Annotated in this window: 13 protein-coding genes; all 13 read left to right on the top strand. The window is 33.8% G+C overall.

All coding sequences use genetic code 11. The features are described 5' to 3' along the window. Positions 1 to 703 precede the first annotated feature (703 nt). The 13 genes from J2S08_RS15025 to J2S08_RS14965 all read left to right on the top strand — a co-directional run bounded on the left by J2S08_RS15025 (position 704) and on the right by J2S08_RS14965 (position 13,247). Positions 704 to 1,090, top strand: coding sequence for a hypothetical protein (locus J2S08_RS15025; protein ID WP_307230894.1), 387 nt, complete (start codon positions 704 to 706; stop codon positions 1,088 to 1,090). Between the two features lie 105 nt (positions 1,091 to 1,195). Beyond that, the gene (locus tag J2S08_RS15020) at positions 1,196 to 1,732 is read left to right on the top strand and encodes a hypothetical protein (RefSeq protein ID WP_307230892.1); all 537 of its coding nucleotides are present in this window, start codon (positions 1,196 to 1,198) and stop codon (positions 1,730 to 1,732) included. A 572-nt stretch (positions 1,733 to 2,304) separates the two neighbouring features. Then, complete coding sequence (locus tag J2S08_RS15015; protein ID WP_307230890.1) at positions 2,305 to 2,637, top strand: hypothetical protein; 333 nt, start codon at positions 2,305 to 2,307, stop codon at positions 2,635 to 2,637. Between the two features lie 113 nt (positions 2,638 to 2,750). Further along, positions 2,751 to 3,635, top strand: coding sequence for an ABC transporter ATP-binding protein (locus J2S08_RS15010; protein ID WP_307230888.1), 885 nt, complete (start codon positions 2,751 to 2,753; stop codon positions 3,633 to 3,635). After that, positions 3,632 to 6,151, top strand: a complete 2,520-nt coding sequence (locus J2S08_RS15005) for an ABC transporter permease subunit (RefSeq protein WP_307230886.1) — start codon at positions 3,632 to 3,634, stop codon at positions 6,149 to 6,151. The genes J2S08_RS15010 and J2S08_RS15005 overlap by 4 nt, the downstream gene beginning before the upstream one ends. A 487-nt stretch (positions 6,152 to 6,638) precedes the next feature. Then, complete coding sequence (locus tag J2S08_RS15000; protein ID WP_307230885.1) at positions 6,639 to 6,764, top strand: hypothetical protein; 126 nt, start codon at positions 6,639 to 6,641, stop codon at positions 6,762 to 6,764. Between the two features lie 200 nt (positions 6,765 to 6,964). Next, entirely contained in the window at positions 6,965 to 7,558 is a 594-nt protein-coding gene (locus J2S08_RS14995) for a hypothetical protein (RefSeq protein WP_307230883.1), read from the top strand. Beyond that, positions 7,551 to 7,847, top strand: coding sequence for a winged helix-turn-helix domain-containing protein (locus J2S08_RS14990; protein WP_307230881.1), 297 nt, complete (start codon positions 7,551 to 7,553; stop codon positions 7,845 to 7,847). Before J2S08_RS14995 ends, J2S08_RS14990 begins: the two co-directional genes overlap by 8 nt. 16 nt (positions 7,848 to 7,863) lie before the next feature. Beyond that, positions 7,864 to 8,766, top strand: a complete 903-nt coding sequence (locus tag J2S08_RS14985; protein ID WP_307230879.1) for an ABC transporter ATP-binding protein — start codon at positions 7,864 to 7,866, stop codon at positions 8,764 to 8,766. A gap of 5 nt (positions 8,767 to 8,771) precedes the next feature. Beyond that, positions 8,772 to 9,512 (top strand): ABC transporter permease, encoded by a 741-nt coding sequence (locus J2S08_RS14980; RefSeq protein ID WP_307230877.1) that lies wholly within the window; start codon positions 8,772 to 8,774, stop codon positions 9,510 to 9,512. Between the two features lie 1,462 nt (positions 9,513 to 10,974). Then, positions 10,975 to 11,097 carry a hypothetical protein gene (locus J2S08_RS14975; protein WP_307230875.1) on the top strand — a complete coding sequence of 41 codons (123 nt, stop codon included), beginning with the start codon at positions 10,975 to 10,977 and terminating at the stop codon, positions 11,095 to 11,097. Between the two features lie 7 nt (positions 11,098 to 11,104). Then, positions 11,105 to 12,016 (top strand): hypothetical protein, encoded by a 912-nt coding sequence (locus tag J2S08_RS14970; RefSeq protein WP_307230874.1) that lies wholly within the window; start codon positions 11,105 to 11,107, stop codon positions 12,014 to 12,016. A 118-nt stretch (positions 12,017 to 12,134) separates the two neighbouring features. After that, entirely contained in the window at positions 12,135 to 13,247 is a 1,113-nt protein-coding gene (locus tag J2S08_RS14965; protein ID WP_307230872.1) for an RpnC/YadD family protein, read from the top strand. The last annotated feature ends 159 nt before the right edge of the window (positions 13,248 to 13,406 follow it).

Below are 13,406 nucleotides of genomic sequence, written 5' to 3'. Positions count from 1 at the left end.
TTATGGTATATAGAATGTACTTGTAAGTCAAACGAACTACTCATAAAGGATAAAGACGTTCTAGAAAAATTCTGAAATTTGGAATTTTTACTATTAGTTATAAATGTTAACAAAATATGGCTCTCACATAATGTTGGGGAAAGTCAATTTATTGTGGCTGGATAAAAGCAACTTCGCATTTTATTACGTTTTTCGAGCACAGGAAGTCCGTAAAAATCGAATGATTTACATTTTATTCATATGATTATAAGTTCTTTCACCAAAAGAACGTAAGAACCCAAAATATGTACACAAACGCTCACTTAATGATGTACAAAAGCACTTAGAATTTTTCGCTAGATGATCCTTCAAACGATATGATCACCTACAATTGTAACAACTGTTGCGTGGAATCCGGTCGAGAATCGCATTGGCTAGTTTCAGTTCTTGAAACAATTCGTTCCAGGATTCAAAATTTACGTTTGCCATAAAATCATGGATTCGTTTTTAATAACGTTTATCAATCAGCTGGAAGAATATTTGGTGTCCATGGATCAATCGGTAAATACCAATCTCATCAATAATGAAGAGTTTGTATTTTGTTGAATATACTTTTTATTTTAAACAAAAAGTATTCAATTTATAGAAGTTGGTTTTTAAATTTTGAAAATAAGAGAAAAAGAAAGTAAACTAAGGAAGTATTATTTATATAAGGGGGATAAAGTTGAAAAAGAATTTAACTGGATATTCAACTTTCAATATTTTTTATGATAAACAGGCAGAACTAATAAAGAATATAGAGATTGATAAAAATGTTTTTTTTGATTATAGGGAAGATCCGAGCTATATGAATTGGGTTAAAAAAGACAGTAATGATTTTATAATGAGACAAAAACCACCCATTCCTAAAAAAATAAATGAATTACTTAAAGAATATAATCGAGCTTTCGAATTGATTGTTTATGCTGAAAATGATGTTATAGCCCAGAACATAAGTAACCTAATACATGGAGGAAGACTCTTAGCTTATCCTTCAATATATGAAAATCCAAATCCAAAGTCTGTTGTTGATATTAAAAGTGACTTTATATTAAATGATAATTATAAGTAAAATACAATAAATGAACATATGCTTTTTGCATGTTTAGTAGCCTCAAGAAGTTGGAATGACAAAAGTCTTATATATAGTATTGAAAAATATAGATTTAGCTTACAATTGGATTCAATTTCACCACATTCTGCTTCTCCTACATATGGACAAGTATTTTCTATAGAGGATAGAGGATACTCTTACCATGTTCAAGGAGCTTATGCATTTTTTAGTGCCTATTCAATAATAGAAGAATTGGGTCTTGAAATACGTTCTAGTAGTAATAAACATCGATTTTTACAAGGTGAATGGAATTTTGTTGTTAAAGATGACATTCTTAAAAGACTTTCAGAAGTAGATATAGATGAGTTGGAAACAATTACTTGGCTTATAAGGGGCACTCCAAGTCCCTTATATTCAGAGATCAAACCCGTACTAGGAATTGATTCATATTGGAATGATGGAGAAGTAATTCTCGATCAAAAATTGAGGATTTATGATGCACTACATTATTGTAGCTATATAAGGAATTATTTTATCGGACATAAATTTAACGAAGTAATTGCTTATATTAATCCATATGATATTCATAATGTTCAAAGATTAGCAAGAAGATTAATCCTAGGAAAGCTAGGTTTATGGAGTGTTATTAATAAACATTAATCAATGATATTTTTTGTACATTAAAGGGACGTTACATCAGAATAATTGGAAACCATAAAAATGTTAATTCGAAAGTGGATCTTTAGAAACAAGACTCTAGAGTTTACTGTATTAATTAAACCAAATGACTATAAAGAGACTAAGATTCCAGTTGTCGTATCTATCGATCATAGTGGTAATGTAAAAGTAGATAAAAAGTAACAACCTTATGGATAAATGATCAACATTCCTTCTTAAAAAGCTCCTGGATTTATTTCCAAGGGCTTTTCCTTTTTTAATTCTATTACATTGTCGATTAGATAAGCGATTCGTTGGGCAATTAGGTCTTATTTGACGAAAGTATAAAAATTATCTTAGCGAAAATTGTTTATTATAGCGTTTACACATGTAATTCTACAACAAAATAAACTATAAAGACGATAGGTTTTTCAGTCTATTCAACTATCAGTTATTTAGTTATAAAATATCTATTTTTTTAAAAAATAGTAAAAACTGTGGGTTTTCAGTTGATAAAATTTTCTTAAAATGTTAATATTTAAAAGAGTTGTAAAATAATTTTAGGAGTGATGATTTTGTTAAAGAAAATTTTTGGTGCAATGTTAATGATTACTCTAGCTGCTTCTATTTCATTAGTATGTACACCTGCGAAGGCCACTTCTGATTTAGCAAAATCAGGTTCAGTAGTTGAACAATCAGCCCCCGATAGTTACTTTGTTGAAGGAATAGTAGATGTGAGTATAAACCCTTATATATTTTATTCAGAAGGAAAATATGGTCACGTCTATCGAGGATGGTTGAGTGCATATAAAGAAATTCATCCAGGTGTAAGTGCATATCGTGGCTATCTTTATAGAGAACCTTTATCATATCCAACTCCATTTGTTAGCCCTATAGATACTGAATAATTCTTATAATCACTTAAAGTAAAAGCTCTTCCTTTCATATTGTTGGAGGTTAAGAGCTTTTTTATCGTTTGAAAGTTGAATTTTATTTACTGATAAATATGGAGGGCGTAATCATGATTCTATCAGTCAATCAAGTACACAAATCGTATGGAAAAGAAAAAGTACTGAAAGATATTTCTTTTGAAATTGAAAAGCCCCAAATTGTTGCTTTGGTAGGGCCAAATGGTTCTGGAAAATCTACACTTTTAAATATTATTACCAATTTATTAACTGCTGATCGTGGTGATGTTATGATACTTAACAGAAGCAACAAAGATCCGAAGATTTTTAGAGAGATTTCCTTTATGCAAGACAATTCTGTCCTATATGATTATTTAACTGGCTATGATCATCTTCAGTTTATTGGCGACATCCAAAAGATTTCAAAACAACGGATTTATGAAACTGCTGAGCGAATAGGAATGACTCATTATTTAAATAAAAAAGTAGGAAATTATTCTCTTGGGATGAAACAACACCTATTATTGGCAATGGCCCTTTTAAATAAACCGAAACTACTCATATTAGACGAACCTCTGAATGGGCTTGATCCTACAAGTGCAATTAAAGTAAGGAACCTTTTAATAAACTTATATGAAAATGGAACGACCATTGTTTTATCATCACATCAGCTAGCTGAAATAGACCTTATCACTTCCCATATTTTATTTTTGAAAAATGGAAAAATCATCAAAGAACATATTCCCCACTATGAAAGGATTGGCTACCAGCTAAGCGTTGATAATGTGCAACATGCCAAAACGGCTTTAGAAGGGATAAAAATTCCGGTCAAAATAGAGAATAACAAGCTGTTGCTCTATATGAAAGGTGCTCCTATTAATGAAATTTTCCAATTGTTTAATCAAAAAGAAATAGAAATTTTAGATATAGAGAAAAAAATGCTCGGTTCTGAGGATCGTTATCAAAAGATTTTCGGAAAAAAGGATGATGTATCATGAAATTGCTCCTATTTGAAATGAAAAAGGTATGGCGTCAGAAAAAACTTCTTTGGTTGTTCATCATCGTTCTCTTATGTACATGTGGCATCTTCTATCAAAATCTTTCTCAACAATCTCTTATGTCAGAACGCGCTACAGCGAAAATGGAACCGTTATTACGTGAAGTAAATCGTGTAAAAGAAGACCTTGAATCGGTCAGAGGAGAAAATGGTTTTGAAGACGACTTACAAGCAAAACAATTTGAACACGTACAAGATATGGGAACTGCATTGGTATATTGGAAAGTTGCGATCAATCACCAAGAATGGAGCAAGATCCCCGCTTATGAAAAAGATTTTTTGACCCATTTACAGCAGTTTGAGCGATATGGCGGCGAATTTCAACTATTGCAGGGGGTTGAAAGAGAAAAAGCAATCGCGAAAAATGCTTGGCTTCGAGCATACAACTTGCCTTACGAAGATGAAGAGTATCCATTATCTCCTGCCTTATTTTTAAAAGATAGTACAAATATACACTTTAGTGTTTTAAGTATTTTGATTTTCTTGCTTTTCTTTGGTACTACTATTACAGCAGAAAAGGAACAGCGAACATGGCTTACATTGAATACGCAACCTATTCCTAAATGGCAACTGTTTGCAGGAAAATATGCGAGCTTGCTGATGACGCTTTTTGTATTTTTTATCATGGTTATCTGCCTAGGGTTGTTTATTCCCTTCCTTTTTGGTGAATACGGCATAAATCTTCAGTATCCCCAAATAATCGAATCAGGAGATACCTTTATCCTCATTTCCACCTTTCATTATTTAATGGGGGGAGCCATATTGTTTATCTGTGCAAGTACTTTTACTTTTAGTCTCATTTTATTGTTCAGCGCATGGCTAAAAAATTCTTTTCGTGTTTTAATGCTGATTAGCTCGACAATTTTTCTCGGGTTTATCGTGACAAGTATGTATCCAAATTTACAAATCCCTTATAATCCATTTCAATATTTTCGCTTGTCACAGATGATAGGAGAAACATCACTATGTTCTGCTTTGCTATATCTTCTCTCGGCCTTCGTTTCGAGTCTCATTCTACTAGCTTTAGCAGTTATTCTTCCTGAGAAAGAGAGAAGTTTATTTCATGCGAATGATGTTAATAAAGCTTTTCAACGTGGGGGGATACAAAAAAAGCGCTCAATATTGTGGAAGTTTAGTATGTTTGAATGGCGGAAAATGCAACGGAAAAGGCTTTTAAAACAAGTGCACATCCTTCTCGTATTATTTATTGCGATTGGATATTTTTTCATTTATCAGGAGGCAAAGGAAAAAGAAGCTGCTTATTTTGATAAGCTAAAAGAACCGCTAGAAGAAAAGCTAGTTACACTTTTTGAACAAGTGATTGCATCTTTAAAAGACGAAGATGATGTGATAGTTGTAGGTTATGAAAAAGCATTGGCTGTTGCTAAAGAACAGGTATCTAAAAATAAAGCTGCCGTTTCTGCTTACGAAAAGGGAGATTGGATTCCTTTATATAAGTATCAACTTTTTGCAAATCAATTTTCCAACAAAGAATTTGATACTGGTTACTATTTAAATAATTCGCCGGACGAAATAGGGAAACTATCGATAGACGCCAGTTTGGCAGAAAAAAAGTGGCTGATGGAGCATCATATTCAACCTGTATTTCCTGGAGAATTTGTTCCAACGATCTTTCATTACTGGGGAGAAAATCAAGCTTATTTACAAAAAGAATGGGAAGAAGCGAATCGAAAAGTGGATAGCAGCGGACTTTTCTCACTTTATCTCTATATGGATCAGTATTTCTTTTTTGTGCCAATGATACTATTCTTTCTATTATTAGGAGGGGGTTTGGCCACGGAAAGGGGAAAGAACCGAACACTCCATTTTTTAATGACACAACCTCTTTCATTGAGCCATATCTTTAATGGGAAATGGCTTGCTTCGTTAACAGCAGCATTACTGAGCAGTATCGGGATTTTCTCTATTGTACTTTTAATGGGAACGATCTTTGATCGATTCGGAGATTGGCTGTATCCAATTTTGATATATGATAGCGCTAGTTTGGCCAATTCATTAAATTACACAGGAAATTACTCTCAAGGAATGGGTTTTCACTTTATCCCAATAGGAGAGTATTTAGTCCAAAGTATTGTCTTATTTCTAATCGTACTCATGTTTTTGCTTACACTAACAATTTTTTGTTCTTTATTGATAAAAAATCAATTCAGTTTATTTACGTTTGTCAGCCTTCTTGCCATTTCGGGATATGCATTAAGCACACAAACGCTGCCTCAGATGGCACATTTGTCACCTTTCGTCTATTTTAATGTCGCCAAAATCATCAACGGCGAAGTCTCAACTTTACTAGATAATCCAAAAATTCACATGATGACTGGAAGTACCGTTTTACTTATTTCAACACTCGGCTTGATGGTAATCGGAAATATTATCTTAAATAGACATAAAAGAAAGATAAAGATAAATAAAGACACTACAAAGGATTTAAATGTATAGATAAACTAGGTTTTCGAAAAGAATTCTCCTACTTCTACATGTTAAAGTAAAGGACAACAAATACACTAAGATTCCGGTTCTCGTATCTATCGATGATAGTGGTAATGTTAAAGTAGATAATAAGCAACAACCTTATGGATAAATGATCAACATCCTTCTAAAAAAGCCCTTGGATTTATTTCTAGGGGCTTCCCTTTGCAATTCTATCGTATATTTCTGAATCGCCTCAGACTTTTATTCCGTCCATCCCATAATAAATTAACTGCTTAAAAGAAAAGAATAAGTTTCTAACAACTAGTTAATCAAATTTTTAATCAAATTAAAACGGGATTGAATGAATGTTATGTCTGGTAGTAAACTGTTTTAACTGCATTTTTTGATGTTGAAGTCGATTGATTATTATTTGCTTGAAACACAATTGAATCACTTCTCAGCGAAATTGCTTGCTTGTAAATTTCCTACTCAATACAGGAGTAAGAGTTAGTATATGTTGAACGAATGGATATCGGTACTGTGGACTACTACAGGGCGGTGGATTCGCCAAGATCACGTATTCCAAATCTACTATTCTCTTGTTGGCATCCACCATCAATTAATGGAACAATGGCTTTAACCGCAAGCTAATTTGTTAAAATGTATATAAAGCCCTGGATAACGAAACAACCGAATGATAACACCCTCAAAAGCGAAAAGAGAGGAACTAATGCCCTTTTTTATATAGAAATAAAATAATGTGGAAAGATCACTTTACAAAGATATGGAAATAATATATACTTTGTTTTGCAGAGTACTTTGTGAAAAAGGAGATATGATATGTCGGAACAGAAATATACCAGATCAGAAATTTTAGAAAATCTTTCTCACATTAAAACCCTTACGAATTACAAAACCGAGTATTGTAAGCAATCCAGCGTTTATTTTATCGTCTGGGGGATTATTTCGATGATTGCTTACCCGATGTCATCGTTTTCTTTGAGTTCTTTCACGATTGGCGTTTCTTGGTTCACTTTGGGGATGATTGGCTGGGCTATTACATTAACGATATATTTTAAGCAAGATAAAACAGATCCGCTTCCGTTATTTCTAAGAACCCAGTTGCGATATACCTCGATAGCATTGTTTGTCATATTAGCGGTATTTCTTTTTCTTATCTATTCCGGCCTCTTGCCATATACGTTTGAAAATATATTGTTTTACATTGTTTTACTCGTTTCAATAATGTACCTTTTGTTAGGCATTGTATTAACGAAAGAAATTTTCTTCATGGGTGTTTGGCTTAGTATTCTTGGAATGATTACTTTCTTCTTTTTCCCTAATGTCATGAATATTATTTTTGCCGTCATTGGCGGTGGAAGTTTGGTGTTGACTGGACTGATTTTGAAACGAAAAGGGCATGGAAATGAGTAATATCAACGAGTTAGATGATTTAATTCATGCAAAGGTTCGTTTAGGGATTATGAGTTTACTCATGACATACGAAAGTTGTGATTTCACGCTATTAAAGAAGTCATTAGGGATTACGGACGGGAACCTAGGCTCTCATTTAAAGAAGTTAGAGGAAGCAGCATACATTCAAGTTACTAAAAAATTTGTAGCAAAAAAACCGAAAACGATTGTACAGGTTACTGATCTTGGCGCTCAAGCTTATAAAAACTATATCAAAACGATTGAAGCAATTTTAAAAAACAACGAGTGAGAAAGGAAGAGTCAGTATGTTGCAGATTGAGCAAGTAAGCAAATCCTATGGAACAATCAATGCATTAAACAATGTATTGCTTACTATTCCTAAGGGGACGTGTTACGGATTAATCGGTCCTAACGGTTCCGGAAAATCTACTCTGATAAAAATTATCTCGAAAATTATTAGATCCTATGAAGGCAGGATCAAATACGTTGGTGGTGCGAAAGGAACGTTAGGCTATGTCCCCCAGGACATTAGTTTAGAAGAGAAATTAACTGCCAGAACAAATTTGGAGTTTTTTGGTCAGATTCATAGATTGAAAGGGAGCACTTTAAAGAAAAAAGCAGAACAAATCTTGAAAGACATTGGTTTGTTAGAGAGGGCCGATCATATTGTGGAAAGTTTTTCAGGGGGGATGAAGCGCCGATTGAATATTGGCTGTGCACTGATGCATGATCCTGAATTAATCATTTTAGACGAACCAACCGTAGGAGTTGACCCGCAGTCTCGACGGTATATTTTTAATATTGTCAACAAGTTAAAACAGCAAGGAAAAACGATTGTTTATGTAAGTCATTACATGGAAGAGATTGAAAATTTGTGCGATTACGTTGCGTTCATCGACAAAGGCAATATTGTTGAAGAAGGAGAAATCAAAGCACTTGTAAATCGTTATGCGAATACCGCGGTGTATTTTGAAGCAGAGGATTCAACTCAATTATTAGCAAATGGAAAATTTGCGTTCACTCCATATAAGACAGGCGCTATTATTCAAAGCAACGATCCGTTAACAACGATTACTGAACTTGTTCAATTAAGCAGAGATCATCATGTTATCCCAGAACAACTATCACTCTTTAAGCCGCGATTAGAGGATGTATTTTTTCAACTAACTGGTACTGATTTGCGAGATCAAAATGAAAAAGGGGAGTGACTACTATGTGGCCGTTGACTAAAATAGAAGCAAAAAAGCAAATAAAAGATAAATCTTTATTATTTTGGACCCTACTGTTGCCAATCGTTACGATTACTTTCATGGTTGAGTTATTTTCAAGAGATAGTGCTCATAAAACACTTGTAGCCTCACAATTGATCACAGGCATGAGCATAGTCTTTTCTACCTTTATTATTATTTCAATCGTGATAAGCTTTGTGAAAGACCGGGAAAAAGGGATGGTCGCTAGACTAGCCAGTACCCCGCTAAAGAATTATCACTTTTTTCTTGGCAAATGTATTCCTTTTTTTATTATCATTGCATCACAAATACTGTTACTGACAGTAATTGGGGTCTATCTGTATGATATTCAAATTACTCATTACGCTTCTTATCTAACAGTCACTTTATTCATTTCTATTTGGCTTACCTCATGGGGTGTGGCAATCGCTCTATATGCGAAAACGGAAAATACAGGACTAGTCATGTCGAATATGATCGCTCTTGTAGCAGCTGTCACATGCGGTTTATGGACTCCTTTTGATCAACTTCCTGGTTATCTCCAAACGATTGGGATTATTTTGCCGCAATACTGGGCTCATCAAGGATTATTACAATTCGTTTCAACACTGCCAGGAGGAGAAAACTTAGGGATCGTTGTCCTTATTTTGATTGGCTATTCAATTTTAGGATTTGCCCTCTCTTTGGTTGGCTATAGACGTTATATGAAGATGGCAAGAAGTTAAAAATATCGTTTGAAGTTTCAAATCAAGAGGCTGTGATAAAGATTACACTCGCAGCCTCAATAAATTCAAAGGATGGATAATGTTATGTTAGAAAAATTAAATCTTTTCACTGATAGTTACCTCAGACCAAGGATCGTCATTTTATAGAAAAAAAGCAAAGTTTTTATCTCATCTTGAGGATCTCTATCGTGATTTGAAAGAAGAAGGTTTTGAAGATCATCATGAAATCATAAGGAAAGTAGTGTTACGTGAAATACCAATTGACCTAAAGGACTTATCAATAGATTGAAATAAAACGATTAACTATAAAAATAAATATTTTAAAAACGAATACATAGATAATATTGCTTTTGTCAATGTAAATTATTTTAATCTTTTAATATTATAGGTAACTAATAAACTTGATAAGCTTTCCTACCATTTTCTTCGAATCATCAAATGATCTACTTATAAAAATTCCTTTCCCCATACACAACATATAGATACAATTTGGCTTGTTTATAATTTGTTGGCTTGAGTGATGAGGTGCAGGAATCAAGATTTTTAACGGCATCACGAGCTTCGTTTAGTGATTCTTGGGGTAAAATTTGTGTAGCTATCAAAAAGAAATTTGATTGCAATGCACGAAGATATACTCGTATCATGGCTTGCATCCTAACTATATTATTACAGTGCTAATGATAGAGTAGGAAAATGCAAGAAAACATTCCTATTTATTTGAGGGAACCAGCAGATCAACGGAAAAAGTATTAATGACATAGTAGGTCTAAATACCTATTTTTATGAAGTAATATGATCTGCACAACATCTGCATATTTACTCCATTACTTTTAAATAATTGCTTGTTACATTAGTAGTACTAAGAGGAGAAGAGAGTGGACGATGATGGAAACAAACCTTACCAAGAAAAATTTTAGTGGGTGAAACCATGATTCGCGCATAGAAAGAAGTGAATTCCGTCATTAAGAAAGGAAAATTCGTCTCAGCATTATAGGTGAATTGGGATGTGGAAGATTAACTCTTGAAGGGAAAGTCTATTTTGATGGATTTGACCTTTATTGCGGCAAGAAGAAGTTTTCTACGTTCTGATGAACCCAAATAGGATTGTATTTCTATGACTAGTGTAGAACATCCTACAAGATTTATTCTTTTTCCATTTCTATTGATAATCATCTTTTCATCTCATCATGTACTTTTCGTTCACTCTTTATTTCATCTCCTCTTAGTGGAACAAATGAAAGGTGCTAATAAGTAGGACGCATTTTTATGAAATGTTTGATCCATACTTGGAGTTTTCCCGTGCACTACCATTTAGAATGGAAAGCATGAAGACAAAAGAAGAAGCAGCAAAAAAAGGTAGACAAAACAGATTGTCATTCTCCTTCAGCGTTAACAAAGATTGAGAATGACAGTGAAAAGTTGTAGAAGATAGGTCGTTTTATCAGAATGATCAAAAATATACGTGAAAAGAGGTATACCTAATGAAGAAAAAACAGGCGAGAAAACCGATGGTGCTTGCGTCGGCATTAGTGATGGGTATGGCAGTCTTCGCACCTATACAAGCTGGAGCAGCCGAAGCAGTTAAGAAAGAAGTGTCCGAAACACAATTGGAACAACAACAAGTAAAAGGAAAAGTGTTAACTTACGCCAATTATGAATTATTCATCACTGGAGAAGATGGCAAACGATATCGTGTAAGTTTACATGACTTCACAGATGAACAAATTATAGATATGCGATTGAAAGAAGGCGCTGAAATCGTTGTGAAAGGAAAAGTATTAGATAGCGAGGCCTTTTTTGATAGCTTTGAAGCATATAAAAGACAATTACCGAAAGAAATAACAAATGATGATTTAGCAAAGGTCAAAAATTTGCATAAAGAATTAAAAGAGTTAGAAAAACTCGCCTTCACTGAAATAATAGGTGAGAATAAGTATGTAGATGCAGATTCCAAAAACGAAGAAAAAATGAATCGCTATTTTGAAGTTGAACATGAAATAAGTGAAGTTCTTGCTTCATATCCTAAAGCAGAACCAGAAAAATTCTTCCCACCGGATAAAACAAAAGATATTGACTACAAACAAACTTTTGAGGAGTTTTTAGAAGTAACTGGACTTCAGATTCCAGATGAAGATAAAGCAGCATTGAAAAAACTCCATGAAGAAGGGATGGCAAAACACGATAAAAATAAAAGTAATGCAAATCACATGGATGAATTCTTTGAAGCTCTTAAACCTTACTATGCAGAAGCAAGAGTTGCTTCATTTGAAGACGATATAAAAAAATATTCTGTTGAAAAAGACGATATAGCAAAGTTAGAACCTCTTTATAAAGAAGTCGTTGAATTAACGAAGAAAAAAGACTACGATGCGGCTGTTAAAAAGTGGGAAGAAATTTATCAAATTACTGAACCTTATGCTGTAGAATTTTATAAAATGAATCATTTTAAAGGGCAACAAGTAGAAGTTAATGGAAAAGAACAAAAAGCAGGAACAAAAGCTTAGGCTAATAAAGCATGTGGTCTCTCAGTATGGGGACCACATCTTTCTTTCATATGAATAAACCTGAAAAACATTACTCTTTTTTAACATATAGACAAAAATAGAAGGATTAACTCATATTATGTCGAATAGTGTATATGGGAGATTTATTAAAAGAAAAGGAAGTGGTAACCGCATGTTCACCATGCTCGTCCAAGAGAAAAAGAAGAAGTATACAATCGATTATGATTATCTGTGGAAAACGGTGATTACCGAGCTGTTCGAGGACTTTATGTATTTGTTTGCTCCAGATTTAGCAAAGAAAATCGACTGGCGTTATGAACCGAAAGCGCTGGAGCAGGAACTGTTGAAGCTGTTTCCGAAACACGATAAAAAGGGAACTCGCCATATGGATAAGCTAATGGAAGTAAAGTTGAAAAACGGTAAAGATCAATGGATACTCATTCACGTTGAAATCCAGCAATCACAAGATGACCACTTCGGTTTGCGTATGTTTCAATATTTCTATCGCACCTTTGATAAGTATAAACAGAAAATCGTGGCAATTGCACTTCTAACAGATGGCACCCCCTCGTTTCACCCTACAGCTTTTTGCTACAATTTCCATGGAACTAAACTTACGTATCAATTCAATACCTATAAAATCCTCGATCAAGACGAAACAAACCTTCTTCAAATGAATAACAAATTCGCTTATGCAATCTTAGCTGGCAAGTATGCATTGGAAACGAAAAAGGACATGGACATCCGCTATCAATTTAAACGCAAACTCCTCACACTCGTACTCCAAGATAAGCACATTCTCCGCCAAAACAAGCGCAGCTATCTCAACACACTCTTTTCCTTCATTGACTATTTGCTCTACATCCCATTAGACTTAAAAGAAAAGCTTCAAATTCAAATGAACCCACTCATAGATAAGGAGGTATCCACACTCATGCAACCGATGAAAATGGAACCAAGCCCAATGATAAAAGACTACATCGCGATGAAACGTGAGGAAGGTATTAAAGAAGGAGTTAAAAAAGGGAAGATAGAAGGTATCAAAGAAGGAATCTTGAAAGGTAAAGAAGAAGGAAAGAAAGAAGGCGTTAAAAAAGGAGTAAAAGAAGTGACAAAGAAGATGCTACAAAAAGAGATGGATATTGAAACGATCATCGAATGTACAGGTTTGTCGAAAGAAAAGATCTTGCTATTGCAAAAGGAACTAGAAGAAGAAAAGGATTTCTTTTGAATGATTCCAGTAACATAATTAGTGTGTTCGTAAATGAAGAAAAATTAAAATACGAAATAAGCTCAAATTCGAATTTTTAGGCAAATTGTATACGCAAAAGGAAACGAATAAAAGCGTTTCTTTTTGCGTTGGATACAATGAAAAGGCACCATTTTGGCC

It is taken from the genome of Bacillus chungangensis, assembly GCF_030812995.1.
Classification (GTDB): domain Bacteria; phylum Bacillota; class Bacilli; order Bacillales; family Bacillaceae_C; genus Bacillus_CF; species Bacillus_CF chungangensis.
Note: the sequence above shows the minus strand (reverse complement) of the source record. Positions and strands in the feature narration are given on the sequence as shown.

Bases quoted from the DNA above. Each gene is read 5' to 3' on its own strand.
- J2S08_RS15010 (WP_307230888.1), top strand. From the start codon at position 2,751: ATGATTCTATCAGTCAATCAAGTACACAAATCGTATGGAAAAGAAAAA.
- J2S08_RS14995 (WP_307230883.1), top strand. From the start codon at position 6,965: ATGTCGGAACAGAAATATACCAGATCAGAAATTTTAGAAAATCTTTCT.
- J2S08_RS14985 (WP_307230879.1), top strand. From the start codon at position 7,864: ATGTTGCAGATTGAGCAAGTAAGCAAATCCTATGGAACAATCAATGCA.
- J2S08_RS15000 (WP_307230885.1), top strand. From the start codon at position 6,639: ATGTTGAACGAATGGATATCGGTACTGTGGACTACTACAGGGCGGTGG.
- J2S08_RS15005 (WP_307230886.1), top strand. From the start codon at position 3,632: ATGAAATTGCTCCTATTTGAAATGAAAAAGGTATGGCGTCAGAAAAAA.
- J2S08_RS14980 (WP_307230877.1), top strand. From the start codon at position 8,772: ATGTGGCCGTTGACTAAAATAGAAGCAAAAAAGCAAATAAAAGATAAA.
- J2S08_RS14990 (WP_307230881.1), top strand. From the start codon at position 7,551: ATGAGTAATATCAACGAGTTAGATGATTTAATTCATGCAAAGGTTCGT.
- J2S08_RS14965 (WP_307230872.1), top strand. From the start codon at position 12,135: ATGTCGAATAGTGTATATGGGAGATTTATTAAAAGAAAAGGAAGTGGT.